General features: G+C 65.9%; 18 protein-coding genes. 11 read left to right on the forward strand and 7 right to left on the reverse strand.

The window, feature by feature from the left end; all coding sequences use genetic code 11:
- Window positions 1-19 precede the first annotated feature (19 nt).
- Entirely contained in the window at window positions 20-1,351 is a 1,332-nt protein-coding gene (locus tag AB0Y14_RS07100) for an enolase C-terminal domain-like protein (protein WP_436588480.1), read from the forward strand.
- 9 nt (window positions 1,352-1,360) lie between these two features.
- Window positions 1,361-2,497, forward strand: a complete 1,137-nt coding sequence (locus AB0Y14_RS07105) for an L-talarate/galactarate dehydratase (protein WP_436588481.1) — start codon at window positions 1,361-1,363, stop codon at window positions 2,495-2,497.
- Here AB0Y14_RS07105 and AB0Y14_RS07110 read toward each other — a convergent pair.
- Window positions 2,490-3,809: an MFS transporter gene (locus AB0Y14_RS07110; RefSeq protein WP_436588482.1), complete on the reverse strand. Its 1,320-nt coding sequence runs from the start codon at window positions 3,807-3,809 to the stop codon at window positions 2,490-2,492. The genes AB0Y14_RS07105 and AB0Y14_RS07110 overlap by 8 nt on opposite strands.
- A gap of 72 nt (window positions 3,810-3,881) precedes the next feature.
- Here AB0Y14_RS07110 and AB0Y14_RS07115 point away from each other — a divergent pair, with 72 nt between their 5' ends.
- Window positions 3,882-4,787: a LysR family transcriptional regulator gene (locus AB0Y14_RS07115; protein ID WP_436588483.1), complete on the forward strand. Its 906-nt coding sequence runs from the start codon at window positions 3,882-3,884 to the stop codon at window positions 4,785-4,787.
- Between the two features lie 212 nt (window positions 4,788-4,999).
- Window positions 5,000-5,971, forward strand: coding sequence for a hypothetical protein (locus tag AB0Y14_RS07120; protein ID WP_436588484.1), 972 nt, complete (start codon window positions 5,000-5,002; stop codon window positions 5,969-5,971).
- Between the two features lie 81 nt (window positions 5,972-6,052).
- Here AB0Y14_RS07120 and AB0Y14_RS07125 read toward each other — a convergent pair whose 3' ends face one another.
- Entirely contained in the window at window positions 6,053-7,123 is a 1,071-nt protein-coding gene (locus AB0Y14_RS07125) for a lipoate--protein ligase family protein (protein WP_436588485.1), read from the reverse strand.
- 552 nt (window positions 7,124-7,675) lie between these two features.
- On the opposite strand from AB0Y14_RS07125, the gene AB0Y14_RS07130 reads away from it, so the two are divergent.
- A complete protein-coding gene (locus tag AB0Y14_RS07130; RefSeq protein ID WP_436588486.1) occupies window positions 7,676-8,245 on the forward strand; it encodes a GNAT family N-acetyltransferase in 570 nt (189 codons plus the stop codon).
- Between the two features lie 39 nt (window positions 8,246-8,284).
- Here the strand turns inward: AB0Y14_RS07130 and AB0Y14_RS07135 are convergent, their stop codons facing one another.
- On the reverse strand, window positions 8,285-9,292 hold the full coding sequence (locus AB0Y14_RS07135) for a hypothetical protein (protein WP_436588487.1): 1,008 nt from the start codon (window positions 9,290-9,292) through the stop codon (window positions 8,285-8,287).
- A gap of 482 nt (window positions 9,293-9,774) precedes the next feature.
- On the opposite strand from AB0Y14_RS07135, the gene AB0Y14_RS07140 reads away from it, so the two are divergent.
- The 3 genes from AB0Y14_RS07140 (at window position 9,775) to AB0Y14_RS07150 (ending at window position 14,188) form a co-directional block, all read left to right on the forward strand.
- Entirely contained in the window at window positions 9,775-10,434 is a 660-nt protein-coding gene (locus AB0Y14_RS07140) for a C39 family peptidase (RefSeq protein WP_436588488.1), read from the forward strand.
- Window positions 10,435-10,656: 222 nt separating this feature from the next.
- On the forward strand, window positions 10,657-12,189 hold the full coding sequence (locus AB0Y14_RS07145; RefSeq protein ID WP_436588489.1) for a M48 family metalloprotease: 1,533 nt from the start codon (window positions 10,657-10,659) through the stop codon (window positions 12,187-12,189).
- A gap of 316 nt (window positions 12,190-12,505) precedes the next feature.
- Complete coding sequence (locus AB0Y14_RS07150; protein WP_436588490.1) at window positions 12,506-14,188, forward strand: ATP-binding cassette domain-containing protein; 1,683 nt, start codon at window positions 12,506-12,508, stop codon at window positions 14,186-14,188.
- A 35-nt stretch (window positions 14,189-14,223) separates the two neighbouring features.
- On the opposite strand, the gene AB0Y14_RS07155 is transcribed toward AB0Y14_RS07150, so the two are convergent.
- Window positions 14,224-16,221 carry a glycoside hydrolase family 15 protein gene (locus tag AB0Y14_RS07155; RefSeq protein ID WP_436588491.1) on the reverse strand — a complete coding sequence of 666 codons (1,998 nt, stop codon included), beginning with the start codon at window positions 16,219-16,221 and terminating at the stop codon, window positions 14,224-14,226.
- Between the two features lie 112 nt (window positions 16,222-16,333).
- On the opposite strand from AB0Y14_RS07155, the gene AB0Y14_RS07160 reads away from it, so the two are divergent.
- From AB0Y14_RS07160 to AB0Y14_RS07170, 3 genes are read left to right on the forward strand one after another with little or no spacing between them, the layout of a single operon-like run.
- Window positions 16,334-16,675 (forward strand): metal-sensitive transcriptional regulator, encoded by a 342-nt coding sequence (locus AB0Y14_RS07160; RefSeq protein ID WP_436588492.1) that lies wholly within the window; start codon window positions 16,334-16,336, stop codon window positions 16,673-16,675.
- 54 nt (window positions 16,676-16,729) lie between these two features.
- Window positions 16,730-16,945 carry a heavy-metal-associated domain-containing protein gene (locus AB0Y14_RS07165; protein ID WP_436588493.1) on the forward strand — a complete coding sequence of 72 codons (216 nt, stop codon included), beginning with the start codon at window positions 16,730-16,732 and terminating at the stop codon, window positions 16,943-16,945.
- 33 nt (window positions 16,946-16,978) lie between these two features.
- Entirely contained in the window at window positions 16,979-19,441 is a 2,463-nt protein-coding gene (locus tag AB0Y14_RS07170) for a heavy metal translocating P-type ATPase (protein ID WP_436588494.1), read from the forward strand.
- A 97-nt stretch (window positions 19,442-19,538) separates the two neighbouring features.
- On the opposite strand, the gene AB0Y14_RS07175 is transcribed toward AB0Y14_RS07170, so the two are convergent.
- The 3 genes from AB0Y14_RS07175 to AB0Y14_RS07185 form a co-directional block, all read right to left on the reverse strand.
- The gene (locus AB0Y14_RS07175) at window positions 19,539-19,967 is read right to left on the reverse strand and encodes a hypothetical protein (protein WP_436588495.1); all 429 of its coding nucleotides are present in this window, start codon (window positions 19,965-19,967) and stop codon (window positions 19,539-19,541) included.
- Window positions 19,968-20,062: 95 nt separating this feature from the next.
- Entirely contained in the window at window positions 20,063-20,662 is a 600-nt protein-coding gene (locus tag AB0Y14_RS07180) for a DUF308 domain-containing protein (protein ID WP_436588496.1), read from the reverse strand.
- 86 nt (window positions 20,663-20,748) lie between these two features.
- Entirely contained in the window at window positions 20,749-22,302 is a 1,554-nt protein-coding gene (locus AB0Y14_RS07185; protein ID WP_436588497.1) for a PLP-dependent aminotransferase family protein, read from the reverse strand.
- Window positions 22,303-22,329: the final 27 nt, after the last annotated feature.

Below are 22,329 nucleotides of genomic sequence, written 5' to 3' on the forward strand. Positions count from 1 at the left end.
AGGAAAGCGAGAACATGTCATGACGTCCGCATCCGTTCCCAGAATCGAACACATCGAGGTCGTGCCGGTGGCCGGCCACGATTCGATGTTGCTCAACCTCTCCGGCGCCCACGCCCCGTTCTTCACCCGAAACATCGTGGTGATCACGGATGGCGAGGGCCGCACAGGGGTGGGTGAAGTCCCCGGTGGTGAGCCGATCCGATCGACGATCGAGCAGGCCGCCGGCCTCCTGACCGGCCAACCGATCACCCGGCACAAGTCCCTGCTGCGGCAGGTCTCTTCCCGTTTCGCCGGCCAGGATGTGGCCGGACGCGGGAACCAGACGTTCGATCAGCGCGTCACGATCCACGCCGTGACGGCCCTGGAATCGGCGTTGCTGGACCTCAACGGGCAGTTTCTCGGCGTTCCCGTCGCCGAGCTCCTGGGCGACGGGCAGCAACGGGACAGCGTCCCCATGCTGGGGTATTTGTTCTACGTCGGAGACCCGGACAAAACCGATCTTCCGTACCTGCGGGAACCCGAGGCCAGCGGATGGGATCGCCTGCGGCGGGAAGAAGCCGTGACGCCGGAGGCCGTGGTCGATCTTGCCAGGGCGGCCGCCGAAAAGTACGGGTTCAAGGACTTCAAACTCAAGGGCGGCGCATTGCCCGGCGAGGACGAAGTCGAGACCGTCAAGGCATTGAGCAACGACTTCCCGGACGCCCGCATCACTCTCGATCCGAACGGCGGCTGGTTGCTCGACGACGCGATCAGATACGGACGCGAGATGGCCCCGTACATCGCGTACGCCGAGGACCCCTGCGGCGCCGAAGGCAGGTTTTCCGGGCGTGAGGTCATGGCCGAATTCCGCCGGGCCACCGGCCTGAGGACGGCGACCAACATGATCGCGACGGACTGGCGGGAGATGGCCCACGCGATCCGGGAGGCCTCCGTGGACATCCCGCTGGCCGATCCGCATTTCTGGACGATGTGCGGATCCACCCGCGTCGCCCAGCTCTGCCACGACTTCGGACTCACGTGGGGGTCCCATTCGAATAATCACTTCGACATCTCCCTGGCGATGTTCACGCAGGTCGGTGCCGCGGCCCCGGGCAACATCACGGCCCTCGATACCCACTGGATCTGGCAGGACGGTCAGCACCTGACCACCCGGCCCTTCGAGATCCGGGAGGGACAGATCGACGTCCCGGAGACGCCCGGTCTGGGCGTGGAGATCGACCGGGACCGGCTCGAGGAGGCCCACCAGCTGTACCTCGAACACGGACTCGGGACCCGCGACGACGCCGCGGCCATGCAGTACCTAGTGCCCGGGTGGTCCTTCGACCCCAAGCGTCCGGCACTCGACCGATAGGAGACCATCATGACCACCACGACTCGGGATTCGATCCGGCACGTCGCCCTCTCGACCGCGCGGCTTCCGCTCTCGGTCCCCATCTCCGACGCCAAGGTCTTCACGGGCCGCCAGAAGCCCATGACGGAGGTGGTGTTCCTCTTCGCCGAGATCACCACCGAGCAGGGCTTCGAGGGCGTCGGGTTCAGTTATTCGAAGCGGGCAGGCGGACCGGCCCAGTATGCCCACGCGAAGGAGATCGGCGAGGGCCTGTTGGGTGAGGACCCCAATGACATCGCCCGGATTGGCACCAAGCTCGTCTGGGCGGGCGCATCCGTGGGGCGCTCCGGCGTCGCAACCCAGGCCATTGCCGCGATCGACCTGGCTCTCCACGATCTCAAGGCGAAGCGTGCGGGGCTCCCCCTGGCCAAGCTGTTGGGCGCCCATCGTGACTCGGTGCGGACGTACAACACCTCCGGAGGCTTCCTGAACGCCTCGATCGAGGAGGTCAAGGACCGGGCGAGCCGGTCGATCGAGGAAGGAATCGGTGGGATCAAGATCAAGGTCGGTCTTCCCGATTCGGCCGAGGATCTGCGCAGGGTCGAGGCGGTTCGCGACCACATCGGCCCGGACGTTCCCCTCATGGTGGACGCCAATCAGCAGTGGGACAGGGCAACGGCCCTGCGCATGGGTCGGCGGCTCGAGGAATTCGACCTGACGTGGATCGAGGAACCGCTGGACGCCTACGACGTCGAGGGCCACGCGGATCTGGCCCGCTCGCTGGACACCCCGATCGCGACGGGCGAGATGCTCGCCTCCGTGGCCGAGCACGAACGGCTCATCGAGAACCGCGCGTGTGACATCATCCAGCCCGATTGCCCGAGGGTCGGCGGCGTAACCCAGTTCCAGAGGCTCCTGACCTTGGCCGATCAGGCCGGACTCGATCTCGCGCCGCACTTTGCGATGGAGATCCACCTCCACCTGGCCGCGACGTATCCGCGGGAACCGTGGGTCGAGCACTTCGACTGGTTGGATCCCCTGTTCAACGAACGCTTGGAGACCAGGGACGGACGAATGATCGTTCCTGACCGTCCCGGCCTGGGCGTGACGCTCAGCGACCAGGCACGTGCCTGGACCACCGACTCGGTTGAATTCGGGGTCAGGTAGCGGCGAGTTCGGATGCGGCGGCGTCGTGCTTTCGGGCGCGACGCCGCCTTTTCCAGAGGACAGCGATGCCTCCCGACGCCGCAACACTCGAGAGCGCGGCGACGGCGCTCATCCAGGAGACCGCGGTCTCCATGGACCACCAGGAGGTCAGCACGCCGACGGCAATCGCCGGGACCCCGGCACCGAGGTAGAACACCAGGTACAGCGAGGCGTTGACCCCTCCCCGGGACTCCGCCGGGGTGACGCCGTCGAGCATCGCCGTCGCACCCCCGTAGGCCAGGCCGTGCCCTGCGCCCGCGAACACCGCGGACCCGAGAACGACGTCGATGCTCCCGCCCCCGTCGAGGGCCAAAACCGCCAGGCTCGCGCCGATCAGCCCTAAGCCGAGAATCTGCATCCGGATCGGGGAGATGCCCACGATCAAGGGCTGGGTCGCCATCGAGAAGAGGAGCATTGCACCCAGGACGCTGCCCGTCATCGCGGTCGTGGCATCCGGGAGGGTCCGTTCGAGAACGGTCGGGATCGTGGCCAAGAAGATCCCGGCCCCGGTCCAGGAGAGGAAACCGGTGGTCGCGGCTGCCAGGAACAGGTGTCGGATCTTTCGCGGGACGCGCGGTGCGGTCGGGCGCCACGTGCGCAACGAGGCGCCGCCGACGCGCGGGAGCCCCGACACCAGGATCCAGCACACGACCAGGAGCCCCAGGTGCACGAGATAGGGCAGAGCTTCCGGCAGCGGAGCCCATTCGGCCAGAACACCGGCGAAGAACGGGCCGGCCGCGGTGCCGGCAACGAAGGCCGAGGTAGCGAGGACGGAGGCCCAGATCTTGTACTTGTTCGCGTGCACCGCCGAATTCTCGATCACGCACGCGGTCGCGGGGCCGGTCACGGCGCCAAGAGCCAGGCCGTGGAAGGCGCGGCCCAGGAACAGCGAGAACGTGCTCCCCGCCCACAGGAAGCACAACGATCCCGCCCCCGAGAGAACGATGCTGGCCAGGAGAACCTTCCTACGGCCCAGGACGTCGGAGGCCGGTCCGAAGAGGAGCAGTGCGGGAATACTGACCAGCGCGAACGTAGCGTAGATCAGAATCATGGTCAGGTCGCTGAACCCCAGCTGAGCCTGGTACCCGGGATAGAGCGGGGACGGAATATAAGCCCCAGCGGTCAGGACGATGAGCAGTGCAACGCCGGTGGCCACCTGCCCCCTGGTCGTGGTCACGTGCTCGTTCCGAGCGCCCCGAGCGGGCGCTACGAGATTCCGACGCCGAGGGACGGCCGGCTTGCCGGATGGGGAAAGCACACGGTGATTCAGCATGCTTCCACTATCGAACGCCGGACTACTGAATAAAAGCAAACGTTTTTTGACGCTACCTTGTATATTTTTTACATGATCGACGCGCGTTTGAGAGTCCTGCAGCTGTTGGCCCATCACGGAACGGTAACCGCCGTGGCCAAGGCCATGAACTACACGCCATCGGCCGTTTCCCACCAATTGCGCCAGCTCTCCGAGGAACTCGGCGTGACGCTCCTGGCCCAGGTGGGGAGAGGCGTCCGGCTCACGAGCGCGGCCCACACCGTATTGCGTCACGCGGCCATGATGTTCGCCCAGGAGGAGCGGGCCCGGGCCGAGCTCGCGGCCGACCCCGAACACATCACCGGCTCGTTCACGATGTGCGGGTTCTCCACGGCCGCAACCCGGCTCCTTCCCCAGGCCGCCGCCCACTTGCGCGACAACTTCCCGGAGACCACGGTCCGAGTCATCGAGGCCGAACCCTCGCGCTGCTTCGACCTGTTGCTTTCGGAAGACGCGGACCTGGCCCTGTACACGGCGACGTCGATGACGCCGTCATCCTCCGATCCGCGCTTCGACCAGGTATACCTGGCCGACGACCCCCTCGAACTGGTGGTTCCGCGGGACCATCCCCTGGCCGGCAAGCCGTCGGTGCGACTTGCTGAGGCGGCCGACGAGCCGTGGATCGTCGGCCGCCCCGACAGCGCCTATTACCAGCTCGTGATGGCGGCCTGCCTGGGTGCGGGCTTCTCGCCGAACGTCGCGCACCGGAGCGACGAATGGGAAACGGGAACGGCTCTGGTCACCCACGGCTTCGGCGTCTTCCTGGTACCGCAATTGGCGAGACTCCACGAGGACTGGCCGGTGGCACGCATCCCGCTCCACGGGGATCCGACGCCGAACCGCCGGATTTTCAGTGCGACGCGCCGCGGGGCCCGCGACCACCGCCTGGTCCAGGCCGCGCTGGACGCCCTTCCCGTCTCCCTGCTCAACGAACGCTGACGATCCGTTGGTCAGATCGGAATGTTCGACTCCGACCTACGGCGCGTTGACCCACGGCACGATGACGGGCTCGCGGGAGACGTGAGGCCGTGACCGGACCGCGACCATTTATTTCAGAATTGAGGCCGAACCTTAACCTGCCGCGGCGCCCGCTTCAGTAGCGTCCGGAGTGTTCGATGAATCACTAGAATTTCACGGATCGGAGACCCGCGATGATGACGAACACGAGAACCCGGACATGTGCCGCACTCGGGGCCGCAGGAGCATTGGCACTCGGGTCCCTGTCCTTGGCGGCGCCCGCACAGGCCGAAGGCACTGGCGGTTCGAGCCTGTGCAACAGACAAGTGCCGGGCAACCCGGATGCACCCCAGACCCACGCCGACACCTGGCTGAAGGAGCATGGCACGGCGCCCCGGGCCTACGACATGTGGCGCGGGGCCGGCGGCCAGCCCCAACTGGTCCAGCAGAACCAAGGATCGACCGACTACAAGCTGACGCTCCCCGACACCGGTACGGAGCAGAAACCCGCGCCCGACGGGAAGTACCAGGTCAAGATCGGCAACGGCCTGTGCGGCGAAAACATCCTCGCAGAGTCGAAGGGCGGGACCCTGGACCTCTCCGGTGCCGAATCCTTCGACCAGTTGCCCGGCAACCTCATGGTCCAAGTTCCGGGTCGGGTTGCCGACGACGAGACCGATCCCGAGAACCCCGCCTACGTGAGCCCCGAGACCGGGGAGCCCTCGGACGAGCCCGGCCTGAGGATCGGAGCCACCTACTCACCGGCCGAGAACACCCTCGCGGTGATGCCCACCCAGGAGGAGGTCTCCTGGGGTTATCCGAATGGTGTCCCGGCCATGCGGGCGGGAAGCTTCGACTCCATGACCATCAACCCGCAGAGCACCCTCCCCCTCTCGGAGGACGGTGAATACCAGGTGGACGTGACGTACCGAGACGCCCCCACGGGCAAGGGCGAAACGGTCACTCTGGACGCCCAGATCACCAAGGACGAGCACGGGCAGCTGCAAATCGAAAGCAAGGACTTCTCGACCTTGCCGACCGGTCGCTACGCCCTGCTCATCCACGATGTGCAGAACCGCACCGGCCAACAAGTCTTCTTCAGCGTCGCGGACCCGGACATTGACTCGGATGACCCCGAGCTCCACCTGTACGGCGACCCCTGGTGATCGTTGCGGAATTGCTGACGTGACGCCTCGGCGTCGAGACCGGTCCGCGGTCGATTTTCGGATCGACCGCGGACCGGCCCGTCACGGGACGCGGTGGGTCCACTCCTCGGTGCCGAATTTTTCGTCCACGAGCCGACGCCCGGCCTCGAGGTCGGCTTCGGACAGCTCGGCCCACGTCGCACCTGTGCGCGCCTCGAAGGTGCGTCCCATCGTGGCGATGATCCCCTCCCGGCTTTCCCCGGTCTGACGGCGCAGCGGGTCCACACGCTTCTTCGCGCTGCGAATCCCCTTGTCCGAAATCTTTGCCTGGCCGATGCGGAGGACTTCGGTCATCTTGTCCGCATCGATGTCATAGGACATGGTCACGTGGTGGAGGATCGCACCGCTGACTCGCTTCTGGGCCGCGCCCCCGATCTTCCCGCCCGAGGACGTGATGTCGTTGATCGGTTTGTACCAGGCGTTGACCCCCAGTTCACCGAGGGCCTGGAGCACCCACTGGTCGAGAAACACGTACGACTGTTCGTAGCTCAGCCCCGCGACCAGCGAGGCGGGGGCATACATCGAGTAGGTCACGCAGTTGCCACCTTCCATGAACATCGCCCCGCCGCCTGAGACGCGCCGGACGACGTCGATCCCGTGCCGTTCGACGCCGTCGGGCTGCAATTCGTTCATATAGGACTGGAACGAGCCGATCACCGTGGCCCTGTCCTCCCAGTCCCAGAACCTGAGCGTCGGCCCCCGGCGGCCCGCCGCGACCTCCTCCAACAGGTACTGGTCCAGGGCCACGTTGAGACTGGTCGGAAGGGGGCCGGGGCGCAAGAGGGTCCAGTCGAAGTCGCCGAAATCCTTCGCCCCCGTGATGGCCCGGCGAACCACGAGGGCGACGTCGCCCGTCGAGAACCCGTGCAGGTCCAAATCGTCACCGAAGGCCGCGAGCGCCGCATCGATCCGGGCGGTGAGGGCCGCGCCGTCGTCGGCGATCGAGGAACCCACCAGGGCGGGCGCGAGCTCGAAAAACGCCTCCTCGGGCTCCAGGAAGAAGTCCCCCGAGATCGTGGCGTTCGTGATCCGGTCACCGTCGACGACGACGTCCGCGACCACGAGCTTGCCGCCGGCCACCTTGTGTTCTGCGTGGAATGTCTGCTCAGCCATGACTACACCCTACGCACGGCGACGACCCCGCCACCATGCCGGTCGCCCGGTAGGGGCTGCCGGTCGCCCAGCTAGGGGCCCGGCTCGATGCGCCCGGGCAGACGTGCGGCTCGATGCGCCCGGGCAGAAGCGCGCACGAAACCCCGCACGCCCCCGTCGTGGGTGGCGGTTACCCGATTCAGTGGCGGTTGCCCGCCTCAACACTTACCCGTTTGGGTGGTTGCCCACCTCGGTTCGGTGGCGGTTACCCGATTCGGTGGCGCCGACCCTCGACAAGAGGCGGTTAAACCCCCACCTTATAAGGGCAAACACCTCGAATTCGGGTAACCGCCACCCAACCGCCCTCCCCACGGGCACGACGGCGTCGTCATCCTGGACGATGCGCCCGCGAGGTGGCAGCCCCGTGCGGTTTTAGCCGCAAGTTCCGCACAAGACCGCCACCTCGCGGCAAGCAGCGCACAAGAACCCCACCCCACAAACCCGCCGCACCCGCCATAGACTGAAGAAACCGCAGCGAACAACGGGATCACAGCGGCCGGGAGGCGAGGACCAGTGACGAACACCGAGCGAGCGGCAACGACCGACCGACCCGAGGACCGCACAGAGCGGCTCGACCTGCACGTTCCACGCATGTCCGACCTGGACGAACTGCACCGGCTGTATTCTGACCCGCGCGTGTGGACGCATTTGCCGAGCGGCAGGTTCGCTGACGTCGGGACGACGCGCGATGTCCTGGCGGGCTGGATTTCAGCCTGGAATGCAGGCCTCGGAACCTGGGTCGCGCGAGAGGACGGCAAGGTGGTCGGTCACGGAGGTTGTGCCCTGCGCGGCGGCGTGTTCTGGAATCTGGGGTACCGGTTTTTCCCCGAGGCCCAAGGGCGAGGCCTGGCCACGGAGCTATCGCGTCGAGCCCTCGATCGGGCGAAGACGCTTCGCCCGGAGACCCCGATCGTGGCCTACCTGCTCGAGAACAACCGGGCGTCGGCCGCAGTCGCCGAAAAACTGGGCCTCACGCTCCGCCACCGTGGACCTGACGCAGGAAACCCCGACCCTTCCGCGATACGCGTGGTCTACGCCGACAGGCCGCTCCCGCCGGATGCACTGAAAGCGACGCAGAAGTAGCAAACGGGCGACGCCGGGACGGGTCCGGAGCGACCGGGCCTACTGGTAGGTGACCACCCACGGCTTGGGATCCATCTGGTAGGTCTGCTCCGGTGTGAACATCGGGGTGTCTTCGTCGTAGAAGTTCTTCCACGACATGCGGATGCCCTGGGGCAGCCCCTTCTGCAATGCCTCCCAGGTCTCTTTCTTGAGTCCCGGAGTACCGTGGCCGTCCGCGTGCAGGGTCAATGCGAGTTCCGGGTGGGATGTATCGATCTGCTCGCGATTCGTGATCATGGATCCGGCGAATTGGTGGATGACCACGGCCTTCTGCGGCAGGTTCTCACGTTTGGTCAGGTCCGCGACGTAGCGGAGGGAATCGTTGATCTCGGAAGCGTCCACGGACCCGATCTGCTCGAGAGGTTTCTGCCCGGGGGCCAGTCGCCATTCCGCGTCCAGACCGACGCCGACGTTCGGGTCCTTGAGGATGTCCTCGTATTCCTTGATCTGGCTCGTGAAGTCCTGCAACCCGGGCTGGAGGTCCAGGATCACGTACACGCCGTTCTTCTTGGCCTCGTCCAGGAACGGCCGCAGCTGCTCGGGAGTCATCTCGTTGGAATAGTCCCCGTCCTCGCCCGGCGCCGCGTCCGCGACCGAGGCGATGACTTCGAAGGCCGGAATAACGGGCTCCTCGCTGTGCGGCTCGTACTGCTTGGCCAGGTCCTTGACCCGTTTGACCGAGGCCGCGGGATCCTGTTCACCGAGCACGCCCAGGGAAGGATTTCCGGGTGCTCCGTACAGCGCAACCATGCGACGATCCGGGAACACGGTCTTCCCGCCGCCGATCAGCTCGTTCTTCTTCGCTTTCTTGGGTAAGGAATCCCCATCCGTCTTCGAGTCCTTGGACGATCCCTTGGAGGCATCGCCGGAGGACTGAGTCTGCGAGGCATGGGGCGACGAGGACTTGTTGTCCCCCGAATCGGCGGAGCACCCTCCCAAGAACAGTGCGGATGTGATGAGAAGTGCGGCCGAGGCGCGCGCGGACAGGGCCTTGCCTGTGCAAGTCATAGTGAGGTTCCCCAGTGGTTCAGAAAGTGGATCAGTACCTCAGAGTACAGAACCATGAGAGTTCGACAAAACGGTTGAATGGCCGGTCTACCAACCTACCATTCACGCCAAACAGTCGCCTGGCTAGGTAAAACGTATCAATTGAAGGCTCCAGGAAACATATCCCCTTCCAGGGAGCTACCGTGCGAGAAATTTCAAGTAAACATTTATCGAACTGCCGAAACGACACTCATATACCTATTCGTTGATGCATAATCAACCATTCGGGGAATTTTTCACGAGGACAACATATTCTCCCTATACCTCCCGAACGACACCGCGCCCGGCGCCATCACACATTGGTGTTATCTATTACAAATTGCTCATTAAGGGGTTTATCGCGGCGTTCACACATTTTGAGTGACGTCGTTGACTCGGAACACACCGTCTTCCTACGCTCAGTTCTGCCCGAAACAGTAGAAACAGACGGTAAGGAACATTCGATGATGAATAACTTCAAGCGCAGGTTCGTTGCAGGTGCGGCTATCGCTTCCCTGGCCACCGGTGCCATGGCTGGCGCCGCGAACGCGACCACCGCGACCCCCGAGAGTGCCGACACTGCCCAGGCGTCGACCCAGGCGGAGCACAAGTTCCAGTACATCAGCCAGGTCCAGGGACAGGCCTCGCAGTACAACGATTGCGGCCCCGCGAGCATCCTGATGGCTCTCCTGCAGGGTGGCGGCAAGTTGCCGAGCGACTACTCGGCTTCCGACCAGAGTGCCGCCATGACCCAGATCCGTGAAGAGGCCGGACGAGGCGATTCCGAATTCCTCCAGAGCGATGACGTCGCCACGATCCTGAGCAACCACGGCGTCAAGGGCACGGCCCATGTGAACGGAGAGGCCACCAACTCGATCGAGCAAATCAAGGACGGCAAGGGTGCCGTGGTCCTGACGCAGACCGGGGTCATTGAGGGCGAGGACGCCGAGCCGGGATACGGACACTTCGTCTACATTTCCGGTTACAACAAGGACAAGGGAACCTTCACGGTCAACGACCCGCTGAAGACCTCGAAGAAGTCCTACCAGGCCACCGAGACGCAGCTGACCAACATCATCACGACGGCGGCCCAGGGCAACACTCCCTGGGTCTACACGGTCTGAGTTTCCGGCCGTGATCTCCCACCGGCATTGAGCCGGTGAGAGTTCGGCGAGAGCAGGCGCCGGTTTCCGTCAATCGGAGACCGGCGCCTGTCCGCGTTCTCACGAGTGTGCGTCGATCGGGATTCACCCATCTCACGACCTCGCTGGGTACAGTTGGGAAGCGAAGTGTTGCCGCGGCGACCGAAACACACCTCGCTGAGATGAGCCACCGAGAGGACGTTCATGACCCAGAACCCCTACGGCCCCCCTCCAGGCCCCGATTACGAGAGGGACGCCCACAAGTACGGGGCGCCCGGGGTCCATCCGCCGGAATCCGCGTTGCCGTCCCAGCCACTGGCCGACGACGTCAGCAACGGTTGGGTCCCGGAGGACTCCCGTCAACGAGCACGTAGCCCTCTGCCGGGGCCTTCGCTGTTTTCGACGCAGTCCCTCCTGGGGGAAGGATTGCGCGGCAAGTTGCGGCATCCTGGGGAGATCCCGTGGCTCATCGTGGGGATCTGCTTCACGATCGCGGCCTACACCTTCGCTTTCTGGGTCCTCTTCATCCGGACGTTCATGCCGATGATCACGACGCCGACCACGTACACGGAGGCCGACACCGCGTCGACCTTTGACCAGCTACTGGCCCTGATGTGCATCGTTCCGATCGCGATTTTCATCAGTCGCGGCATCCTGTACGGCCAGATGCGACTCAGCGGCGTCCGCATCACCCCCACACAGTTCCCCGAGGCCTACGAGATGCTCGTGGGCGCAGCCAAAGCCCACGGTCTGCGCCGTGTACCGGACGCCTACGTGGTTCTGGGCAACGGCATGATCAACGCTTTCGCCTCGGGTCATGGTCACCGTCGCTTCGTCGCGATCTACTCCGACCTGTTCGAGGTCGGCGGCGAGGCCCGTGATCCGGACGCCTTGCGTTTCATCATCGGCCACGAGGTCGGTCACATTGCCGCCGGCCACACCTCATATTTCCGGCTCCTGGGCATTTCGGCCTTCCAGAACGTGCCGTTCCTGGCCTCGATCCTCTCCAGGGCACAGGAGTACACCGCGGACAACTTCGGTTACCGGTATTGCCCGCGCGGATCAGAGGGCACGATCCGCACCCTGGCGGCCGGCAAGTACCTGAACAAGGACGTGAATTTCCAGGAGTTGGCGGACCGTGCCGTCTACGAGCGCGGACTGTTCACGTGGCTCGCCAACCTCAACATGTCCCATCCGGCGACGACGTGGCGCGCTCACGCCCTGCGCGACCGCTCCCGTCCCGGCCGTCTCATCTGGCGTCCGCGGTTCAACCCGGCGAACAACCCGCTGTCCATGGTTCCCGCCGCGGAACCGGCGGCTTCCTGGCCGGATCCACTCCAGAGCACCGAGTTCCTGGGCACGTACCCGGAGAAGCCAGGCAATGCGCACTGGGGCGTCAACGTTGTCTCCGACAAGGAGGTCGCCGACCGCCGTGACCGCGTGATCCCCGACCTCCTGGACATCTATTGGGCCGGCCCCGGTCGACGCGGATTCGGCGACCCGAACGGCCCTGCCGGCCCGAACGGTCCTGCCAACCCGAACGGTCCTGCCGGCCGGAACCCCGCAGCAGGCCCGGAGGGTTCCACCGGTTCCACGGACGACTCGGCGCGCCCCCGCCGCTCGAGCGGCTACGGCATTGACCCCGAGCCCGGAAACGGACGCCGGTCGGCCCCTCCGGAGACCCGTGATTCGCCGGATTCCTCGGGAGACAACCCACAACCGCCCGAGAACGGCTGATTCGGACTGCGGTATCACGCGAAGCGCCCCCTGCCACGTCAAGGCAGGGGGCGCTTCGCGTAGCCGACGTCGTCGACGAGCTGGAAGAGATCGTCCGCGTCGTCACGACTCGGGATTCTCTGCCCGGCAACAACCTGTTCGCGGCGCATGAGTCCGCCTCACGCCATTCCCATCGACTCGGATCGCGTGCTACGCTCGTCTCGCTTCTGCCCCCGAACAAAGGAAATGCATTGGACAGTGCACCTCTCGCCGCCATCGGCTGAGCAGGACCTTCGCGTCCGCTCGGCCGGCCATCACACGCTGAGAGGACGCCTTTATGCCTATCCAACACAACATTTCCCTCGTCGGAATCGCCTTTTCCTGGCCGGACGGAACCCCATGCCTCACTGACGTCGACGTCGTGTACGACGCCGGCCTGCACGGCCTCATCGGGTCCAATGGCTCCGGCAAGTCCACCCTGGTCGACATCATCACGGGTAACCTCGACCCCGCGCGCGGCTCGGCCACGGCCCCGCCAAGGACCCACGTCCTGCGGCAGGATCTGGGCTTGAACACCGCGACGACGGTCGCCGATCTGCTCGGCATTTCCCCCGTTCTGTCCGCGATCGACGCGGTGACGCGGGGCGACGTCGATCCACAGCACTTCGACGTGATCGGTGACGAGTGGGATCTCCGCGACCGCGCCGAGGCAGCAATGCACCGAGCCGGGATGCCCGGGATCGGCCTGGACCGCGAGGTCGGCACTCTCTCCGGAGGTCAGGCCGTCAGGACCGCGTTACTCGGGATCCAGCTTGCACGGCCGGAGGCGCTGATCCTCGATGAACCCACCAACAATCTCGACGCCGAGGCCCGCGAGCAATTGGCGGACCTCCTGGAACGTTTGCGGCATCGCATGCCGTTACTCGTGATCAGCCACGACAAAGCGCTCCTGGAACGGTGCGACTCGATCAGCGAGCTTCGACAGGTCGACCCGCGGAACCCGGCGTCGACGCTGAGACGGTTCGAGGGAGGTTTCTCCGAGTGGGAAGCCATCGTGGACTCCGAGGAAGAGACCAAGCGTCGCGACATTCGCGATGCCCGGGCGACCGCGGACCGGGAGAAGCGCGACCGGATCAACCAGCAGATCAGGCAGTCGCGGGACGAACGGCGCGGCAAGAAATTCGCGGAAACCAAGCGCAAGCCTCCCATCGCCTTGGGCGGGGACAAAGAGAATTCGGAGAAGTCCTCGGCGCGGGCGCGTGCCCTGATGGCCGACCACGAGCGCGCCGCCAAGAACAGGCTCGCGGCGGCCGAGGACTCGCTCCGTCAGACCGAGGACGTCTACCTGGACCTGCCGGACACTGCGGTCGGCAACGGCACCAGAATCGTGGAATTACAACTTCTCGAGGACGCCGCGGAGGTCAGTTCCGCGCAGGAGCCCGAGGCCGACGTCGTTCCCTTGCCGACGGACGAAGCCCACGTCATCGTCTCCGGGCCGGAGCACCTGCGGATCGCAGGACGCAATGGTTCGGGCAAGAGCACGCTGCTCGAGCGCGTGGTGACCGGCGCTCCCGTGTCCTTCGAACCGCCGCCTGGCATGGGCCGGGTCTACGAGGTGATCGGGAGGACCGATCGCATCGGGTATCTTCCCCAGCGGATTCAGCTGGACCCGGAGGCAACCGTTCTCGAAACCGTGGCCGCGAGCAACCCTGGGGCCAGCGACCAGCGGCTCCGGGACGACTTGGCGCGTTTGCTGTTCCGACGCGACACGGTCTTCGCGAAGGTTCGGACGCTCTCCGGCGGCGAGCGTTTCCGTGTCGCCCTGGCCAGGATCCTTCTCTCGGCACCCGCGCCGAGACTCCTGGTGCTCGACGAGCCGACCAACAATCTGGACATGGGCACGGTCGACTGGTTGGTCAACGCCCTGGGCGGATTCCGGGGCGCTCTCCTGGTGGTCAGTCACAACGAGGACTTCCTGGACCGGATTCGCATCGACCGGACCGTGCCGTTGGACGGATGACGCCGTCCTCTGCGCGGGGCGGGGCGGTGAAACGTCTACAGCAGGATCGCGTCGATCGCGGAGACCAGGGCGATGTGCGCGAGCGTCTGGGGGAAATTCCCGGTCATGCGCGAGCGGGCGAGGGAGTATTCGGAAGAGAGCAGGCCGACGTCGTTGGCCTTGTCCAGCACTCCGTCCAGGATTGCGCGGCCGCGCGCGATGTTCCCGGACCGGATGTGCTGTTCGGCAAGCCACAACGAGGATGCGAAGTGGGCGTTGTCCTGTCCCTCGAATCCGTCCAGCCGGTCGGCGTTGCGGTACCGGTAGATCAGTCCGCCACCGGCATCGAGCTCGTTCTCGATGCGTTCCACGGTGCCGCGCATCTCCGGCGAATCGAAGGAGACGAATCCCGTGTGGGCGATATTCAGCAGCGCGGAATCGACGCTCGTTCCGCCGTAGTACTGCACGAACGAGTTGAGTTCCCGGTTGAAGCCGTGGGTCCAGATCTGTTCGGCGAGCCGGTCGCGGGCGGCCGCCCAGAGGTCGGCGTCGCCGGACAACCCGTGCGTCCGGACCCCGCGGACCCCGGCGTCGAGCGCGGCCCACAGCATGATCTGGGAATGGGTGTAGATGCGCGTTTCACCGTGCATTTCCCAGATTCCTTGGTCCTCTTCACCGACGTGGTCCACGGCGGACCCGAGAAGGGCCTGTTGCAGGGGCCATGAGAGGTGGTCTTCCGCGTAGCCCAAGCGGCGCAGTTTCTCGAAGGTCACCATGAGTTGGCCCATGGCGTCTCCCTGCAACTGCATGGCCGCGCCGTTCCCGCGGCGAACGGGCACGGATCCTTCATAACCGGGTAGGTCGATCTTCCGCTCGAAGTCGTCGCTCTCCCCGGCGAGACCGTACACGTTGTGCAACCGGGTCGGGTCGTTGGCGATGGCTCGGAGCAACCAGTTGCGCAACTGGGTCGCTTCACGGTCGTGGTCGTGGCCGATCGCGACTCCCACCGACTGGGCGACGTCGCGCAACCAGCAGAACCGGTGGTCCCAGTTTCGCTGGCCCCCGATGACCTCGGGCAATGAGGTAGTCGGGGAGGCAACCATGCCGCCTGTCTCGCGGTTCATGAGCGCGCGGATCACGAGCAGGGACTGGCGCCGTGCTTCGCGATAGGTCTCGAGCTTCGGGTCCTGCTCTTCTTCTTCCTCGGTCTCGCCACCCGGCACCGCGCCGAGCGGGATGGCTCCGGAATGGCCGTCGACCACGGGCATCGCCGTGGTCGTTGGGACCGGCCCGGTGCTGGTGGGAACGGGTTCGCTCGGATCGTTGTACAGATCGGACCATTCGCTCCATTGGTCGGCGGTCCGGTGCAACGAGTCGTTGAAGTCCACCGGTGCCGGCGGATTCCGGTGGGAGGCGAAGTAGGTGAGCGAAAAGTCCCTCACCTGGCCGGCGGAAATGTCGAATTGACCGGCGTGGCAACGATGGGCGACGTCGGGAATGGGGTCGCCACGGAACACCAACGCATCGGGGCCGGCCATCGCGACGAGCATCCCATCGGCCGGATCGGGGTAACCCGTCTGCGGGTCCGGGGCGCCGTCGTATCGGGTGACCCACGGGACCGTGCGGCCGTAGTTGAATCGCAGGGCGAGTTCCTGGTGCATGGTGACTTCGCCCGTGAGCCCCTCGACGCGACGAACGATCTCCGTCCTGTTGCCCAGGGGCATGAAGTCCGTGACCCTCACCGATCCGGTGCTGGTGGACCAGATGGTATGGAGCACGAAGGAGTTCTCGCCGTAGAAGCGCTCGGCCACCTTGGCGGGCGCGTCATCCTGGGCCGCGCCCTCTTCCGGTGCGCCGGTCACCGTGTCCGGGAATACTGCGGCGGCGGGGGCCAGCAGCCAACGACCGTGGTCGTCGGAGCCCAGGAGTGCTGCGAATGCGGCTTCGGAGTCGAACCTGGGTGCGCAGAACCAATCCACGGATCCGTCCCGCGAAATCAGTGCGGCAGTGCTCATGTTGGAGAGCAGGGCGTAGTCCTCAATCTTCGAAGCCATAGGTCAACTCTCGCACAAACAACCCCGAGCGTTCGCCCCTTCGGCGCCAAACGCTCCGATTCTCACAACCAACCCCTTGTATTATACCCCCAGGGGGTATACGTTCGGGGTCATGAGCGAAACATCGAGCCACCAGGCAGCGGACCCCAATCGGCCTCCGCACGGGTACACCCATGACAAAGAGGCTTACCTGAAGCGACTCCGTCGCATCGAGGGCCAGATCCGCGGGGTACAGCGCATGGTCGAGGAGGACACGTACTGCATCGACGTGCTGACTCAGATTTCGGCCGCCAACAAGGCACTGCATGCCGTCGCGATCGGTCTGTTGGACGAGCACCTCAACCATTGCGTGGTGGGTGCGGCCGAGGCCGCCGCCGGCGGGGGCGACCCCGCGATCGTCCGGGACAAGGTCTCGGAGGCGACGGCGGCCATTTCACGACTCGTTCGGAGCTAGCAACCCCGGCCTTCGCGCCCCCGCCCGAACACCACTCTCTCGAAAGGACAGCACATGAAGACCACAGACATCACGGTCCGCGGCATGACCTGCCAGCACTGCGTTGCATCCGTGACCGAGGAACTCCAGGAGATCGGGAACGTGCAGGCGGTGGAGGTCTCGCTCGAAGCGGGTGGGGACTCCCCCGTTCGCGTGACCCACGAGGGTGAGCTGGACCCTGCGGCGGTCAACGACGCCGTCGTCGAGGCCGGGTACACCCTGGTCGATTGACCCCATCCACCACTACTCGCGCTAGAAGGACTCATGCCCACCGCAACACCATCAGCGAACAACCCGTCAACCGGTGAGGGCGACCGCGTCGTCGATCTCACCGTCGAGGGGATGACCTGTGCTTCCTGCGTCGGGCGGGTCGAACGGAAGCTGGGCAAGCTCGATGGCGTCGAGGCCAGCGTGAACCTTCCGCTCGGTTCGGCGAAGGTCACCGCGCCCGCGCATATCTCCGACGAAAACTTGCTCGAGGCCGTGCGCAAGGCCGGTTACACACCCTCCCTCGCGACCGGGAAACGCACGCCCGGCACGGGATTGGGTGCACCGGCCGGCGCTACCGCGCAGGCTGACGCCGCCGCACCGGCCGGGGCCGCGGCCCGCACCGGCCATCCGTCGGGGGAAGCAGGTGAGTCCGCGCACGTGCAGCACGGGCACCACTCCCCCGGATCGGAGCAGGACACGGAGAGCAGCCACGGGGAAGGCCATGGCCACGACATGGCCATGCCTCCGGAGTCGTCCCTGATCCGGCGCATCTGGGTCTCAGCGATCTTCACGGTGCCGCTGTTCGCGATATCCATGATCCCGTGGTTCCAGTTCCCGCACTGGGCCTGGGCCGCGGCGATTCTCGCCCTGCCCGTGGCCACGTGGTCGGCCTGGCCGTTCCACGTCACCGCGGCTCGGGCTGCGCGTCACGGCGCATCGACCATGGACACGCTGGTCTCGCTCGGCGTCGTCGTCTCCTACCTGTACTCCCTCGGCAGACTGGTCACGGATCCGGGCATGACGGCGGGCGCCCACCCGGGTGGGCACATGGACATGTCTTCCCATCAGGTCTACTTCGAGACCGCCGCCGTGGTGACCTTCTTCTTGCTGATCGGCCGGTACACCGAGACTCGGGCGCAGTCCCGATCCAGCGAGGCACTCCACAAGCTGCTCGACCTGGGCGCCCGGGAGGTCGACGTCGTTCGCTCCGGCAGTGCCGAGCCGGTGCGCATCGCGGTGGAAGATTTGCGTGTGGACGACGAATTCGTGGTCCGACCGGGCGAGAAAATCGCGACGGACGGCGTCGTGGTCGATGGCGATTCCGCGGTCGACGAGTCCATGCTGACGGGCGAGTCCGTACCGGTCGAAGTCGGCCCGGGAAGCAATGTCACGGGGGCGACTCTCAACGCCAACGGCCGCCTCCTGGTGCGCGCCACGCGAGTCGGAGAAGGAACGACGCTGGCGCAGATGGGCCGCCTGGTCGCGGACGCCCAGGCGTCCAAAGCCCCGGTCGCCCGCCTCGCGGACCGGATCTCGGCGGTGTTCGTCCCGATCGTGCTGGTCCTGGCCGCCCTCACATTCATTCTGTGGTGGACCATCGGCGGCGCGCTGACACCGGCGTTCGTTGCCGGCGTCTCGGTTCTGGTGATTGCGTGCCCCTGCGCCCTCGGTCTCGCAACCCCTACCGCGCTCTTGACCGGCACCGGCCGCGGCGCCCAACTCGGCGTCCTCATCAAGTCGGCCCAGGTTCTGGAGGACACGCGACGCGTGAACACGATTCTGCTCGACAAGACGGGAACGGTCACGAGCGGGGAGCTCTCCGTGGAGGGTACCCGGGTGCTCGCGTCGTCGGCCGCGGTCCAGGACGATGATGCCCTGATGGTTCTGGCCGGTGCCGTCGAGGACGCATCCGAACACCCGATTGCGCGCGCCGTAGCCGATGCCGCCCGGCGGGCGCACGGCTCGCTGCCTCGGGTCGATGACTTCACGAGCGCGGCCGGCGGCGGAGTGCGGGGGAGCGTCGTCATGAACGGTTCCGCGCACGACGTCGCCGTCGGGCAGGCTTCATGGCTCACGGACCTCGGTGTGGATGTGCCCTCCGACCACCTCGAGGTGGTGTCCCACGCCCAGGAGGGTGGGGCAACGTCGATCCTCGTCGCGGTGAACGGAATATCGGCCGGCTTGCTCACTCTCCGCGACAGGCCCAAGGCCGACGCCGCCGCATCCATCGCGGAGCTCCGCGAGATGGGACTCCGGCCCATCCTCCTGACCGGCGACGCCGCCCCCGTGGCACGCGCTGTCGCCACGGAGGTCGGCATCGACCCCTCGGACGTGATCGCCGGTGTCAGCCCGAGCGGCAAGGTGGAACAGGTCGAGCGGCTGCAGGGCCGGGGAAGGGTCGTTGCCATGGTCGGCGACGGGGTCAATGACGCGGCCGCGCTGGCACGAGCCGATCTCGGTGTGGCCATGGGCGCGGGCACCGACGTGGCCCTTGAGGCATCGGATATCACCCTGGTCCGGGGTGAGGTGGGGGCCGTGGCCCAAGCCATCCGACTGTCCAGGGCCACGCTCCGCGTGATCAAGTCCAGCCTGTTCTGGGCGTTCGGGTACAACGTCGTGGCGATTCCCGTGGCGGCCCTCGGCCTGCTCAACCCTATGATCGCGGGTGCCGCCATGGCTTTCTCCTCGGTCTTCGTGATCCTGAACGCCCTGCGGCTCAAGAGGTTCGGCAGGTAGCCCCCGGCCGGTCCGTTCACGGACGTCAACGAAAATCACCGCCGAGCCTCTCCATAGCTCGGCGGTGATTTTCTTGTGGTTCCAGGATCCCCTGGGGTCAGTTGTGTTCTTCCGGATGGGCTCGTCGACCGTAGTCGGGGCCGGCCTCGGAGTCGGTGGACTCGGCGTCGGGCTTTTCGGAGCTGTCTCCTTCGCGAGCCTCGCGTTCGCGGGCTTCGCGTTCGCGCGCATCCTTGCGCGCTTTGGCCTGAGCGTAAAGATCGGCCGATCTCTTGTTGATGCCTGTGCCCTGACCCAGCTCTTCGTCATTCGGCTTCTCGACGATGATCAGGGTCGCGCAGACGACGAGGGTCCCGACGAAGACGCAACCGGCCACCGACAGGGCGAGACGGAATTCGGGGGCGTTGTTGGTACCGCCCGTGGCGAAGATCAGGATGCACACGAATGCGACGACGGCCAGGACGGCCGCAATGATGAGCGGTCCCTTGATGTCGGCCTTGATTCCGCGCTTGGGGCGCTGTGCCACGTGTGTTCCTCCTGGTGTCTGCGGATGCCCCATCAGTCTACGTCCCGAAGCAGGATCGCGCCGTTCGGGCCCGCCAAGGTTTCGCCCTCCGGGGACTAGTCGCCGGGGTTCTGCTGTTCCAGGGCCACGGCGTCGTGCCGGAAGGTCAGCGCCGCGAGAAGCAGGAAGATGCCGACGATGATCGCCCCGCCGCCGGTGACGCCGAAACTCGCCTTGGGGCCAATTTCGCCGACGAGGAAGAGGGCCGCTCCCGTTAGGAAAGTCACCAATCCCGCAATCTTCCAGTCCTTGGACATTGCGGAAGTCGGGGTGGTTCGCATTCCTTGGAGCAGTTCGGTGATTCCGCAGACTGTGAGGATCAGGCCAGCGATGAGCACGAGGATCGGCAGTGACGCCGCGAAAGCCACCGTGAGCACGCCGCCCAGCAAGTACAGGATCGCGAACGACTGGATCACGGAGCTGCTGGATCCTCGCTTGCCGTAGACGTGTTCGTTGAGGCTTCGTTGCATGTAGATCAGCCCGATGCCCTGGGCGATCAGGTAGAGGCCCAGGATCCAGCGCACGAGCATGAGGCTCGGCTCCTGCCAGAAGACCGTGATCAGGCCGTATACGAGGCAGATGAGGGAGCGGATCAGCACCGGTCCGAACAGAGCGTGAAGCTCCCGAACCGTCTGGCGGATTTCCTGAGCGGGCATTCGGCGGCGTGCCTTTCGCAAATTGGGTGTCGCGACCGCGCACGAGAGAGCTTCGGCGCGGGCTTTCAGCTTACCGCCCGGTTCGGTCACCGGAAACGTGAGACTTGTCCGATACAGCACTCGAGCGATTCCCGGAGCAGGGTGAGGCCGCGTGCGAATCGTTGCTCGGAGAGGCCCCCGAAGCCGACGACGACTCCGGCCCACCCGCTGCCGCCACTCCAGTAGGTGCCGAGTGCGCCCACCGCGACGCCGCGACGCCGGGCGTCGTCGATGACGTGCTCTTCCGCAGCGGCTGTGGGCAGGCGGATGACAGCGTGCAACCCGCCGTCCATGGGCAGGACCTCGGCGCCGGGGAGGTCCTTCGCCGTGTCGAAGGTCGTGGCGAGCATGTCCCGCCTGCGTCGGTAGCTCCTCCGCATGCGCGCGGTGTGCCTCTGGAGGCCTCCGTCGGCCATGAAACGAGTCATGGCGTCCTGGAGGATCCCTGAGATCGGCGGGCCGGCGTCGCTCTTGAGCCTGACCAGCTCCTTTCTCAGATGGCTCGGCATGAGCAGATAGCCCAGACCCAGCCCTGGGGTCAGGACCTTCGCGAAGGAGCCGAGGGTCACGACGGAGGTTCCCGGCTCGTCGAGGGCCGCGAGAGCCGGCAACGGGTCACCGACGTAGCGGAGTTCGGAGTCGTAGTCGTCCTCGACGAGGATCGCCTTGTTCTCTGCGGCCCACTGGATGAGTTCGAGCCGCCGCGGGGCGGGCATCGAGGCACCCATCGGGTACTGGTGCGAGGGGGTCACCAGCGCGACGTCGGGCCGGTCCGCTCCCGACGGGAGGCGAGCCGGATCGAGACCCTGGTCGTCCAGGGGGATCGGAACGATGCGGTGACCGAGCGCTTGCGGAACCTTGTGGAGCGACGGGTACCCCGGGTCCTCGACGGCGACGACCAGGGGTCGCCCTTCCCTCTCATGGAGCGTCATGAGCAGGATACGGAGCCCATCGCGTGCACCCGCGGTGACCAGAAGATCGTCTGGGCCCCGAATGGCCGATCGCATGAGTCGCAGGTATTCGCTGAGTTGGTTCCGGAGGTCGGGGGATCCTTGGGGTTCGTACCCGAGGGAGGGGTCGGCCGCGGCGGCTCGCCACGCGGCCCGCCAGGTCGTATTGGCCAGCGACGACGTGTCCGGGGTCCCGGGACGGAGGTCAAGGAGTGCGAGAGCCCGGCTTTCTTTCGCGCCTCCCACGATCGGGGCGCGATTCCGGACCTGGGTTCGCGCGTGTCCTGCCGCGGACGACGAGGTCGCATGAGGTCCCCTCGCTGGAGTCGCTGGCGCGACATTGATCGCGGCGGGGTTGTTTCCCGTGAAACCTCCCGCTCCCAGGCCGGAGAGTTCGGTGGTGATGCGCGTACTACCGCGATCTGCTTCGAGATAGCCCTCCACAGCGAGCTGGTCGTACGCCGACGTCACGGAGCCGCGCGAGACGCCGATCCGCGCCGCGAGAGCCCGACTGGAAGGCAACGGGTCACTGGGACGAAGCCGTCCCTCAGCGACCAAGGAACGGATCTGGTCAACGATCTGGCCGGGGATGGTGCCCTGCCCGCGTGTGACGCTGAGGGGCAGGTCGGCCTCGGAACGGTATCTGGGCATCGAGATCACTCCGCCTCCGCACGGGCA

Source organism: Rothia sp. HC945, from assembly GCF_051370785.1.
Taxonomy (GTDB): domain Bacteria; phylum Actinomycetota; class Actinomycetes; order Actinomycetales; family Micrococcaceae; genus Rothia.

Bases quoted from the DNA above. Each gene is read 5' to 3' on its own strand.
- AB0Y14_RS07125 (WP_436588485.1), bottom strand. From the start codon at position 7,123: ATGGCTGAGCAGACATTCCACGCAGAACACAAGGTGGCCGGCGGCAAG.
- AB0Y14_RS07110 (WP_436588482.1), bottom strand. From the start codon at position 3,809: ATGCTGAATCACCGTGTGCTTTCCCCATCCGGCAAGCCGGCCGTCCCT.
- AB0Y14_RS07150 (WP_436588490.1), top strand. From the start codon at position 12,506: ATGCCTATCCAACACAACATTTCCCTCGTCGGAATCGCCTTTTCCTGG.
- AB0Y14_RS07165 (WP_436588493.1), top strand. From the start codon at position 16,730: ATGAAGACCACAGACATCACGGTCCGCGGCATGACCTGCCAGCACTGC.
- AB0Y14_RS07140 (WP_436588488.1), top strand. From the start codon at position 9,775: ATGATGAATAACTTCAAGCGCAGGTTCGTTGCAGGTGCGGCTATCGCT.
- AB0Y14_RS07105 (WP_436588481.1), top strand. From the start codon at position 1,361: ATGACCACCACGACTCGGGATTCGATCCGGCACGTCGCCCTCTCGACC.
- AB0Y14_RS07155 (WP_436588491.1), bottom strand. From the start codon at position 16,221: ATGGCTTCGAAGATTGAGGACTACGCCCTGCTCTCCAACATGAGCACT.
- AB0Y14_RS07100 (WP_436588480.1), top strand. From the start codon at position 20: ATGACGTCCGCATCCGTTCCCAGAATCGAACACATCGAGGTCGTGCCG.
- AB0Y14_RS07135 (WP_436588487.1), bottom strand. From the start codon at position 9,292: ATGACTTGCACAGGCAAGGCCCTGTCCGCGCGCGCCTCGGCCGCACTT.
- AB0Y14_RS07115 (WP_436588483.1), top strand. From the start codon at position 3,882: ATGATCGACGCGCGTTTGAGAGTCCTGCAGCTGTTGGCCCATCACGGA.
- AB0Y14_RS07170 (WP_436588494.1), top strand. From the start codon at position 16,979: ATGCCCACCGCAACACCATCAGCGAACAACCCGTCAACCGGTGAGGGC.
- AB0Y14_RS07160 (WP_436588492.1), top strand. From the start codon at position 16,334: ATGAGCGAAACATCGAGCCACCAGGCAGCGGACCCCAATCGGCCTCCG.
- AB0Y14_RS07185 (WP_436588497.1), bottom strand. From the start codon at position 22,302: ATGCCCAGATACCGTTCCGAGGCCGACCTGCCCCTCAGCGTCACACGC.
- AB0Y14_RS07180 (WP_436588496.1), bottom strand. From the start codon at position 20,662: ATGCCCGCTCAGGAAATCCGCCAGACGGTTCGGGAGCTTCACGCTCTG.
- AB0Y14_RS07120 (WP_436588484.1), top strand. From the start codon at position 5,000: ATGATGACGAACACGAGAACCCGGACATGTGCCGCACTCGGGGCCGCA.
- AB0Y14_RS07145 (WP_436588489.1), top strand. From the start codon at position 10,657: ATGACCCAGAACCCCTACGGCCCCCCTCCAGGCCCCGATTACGAGAGG.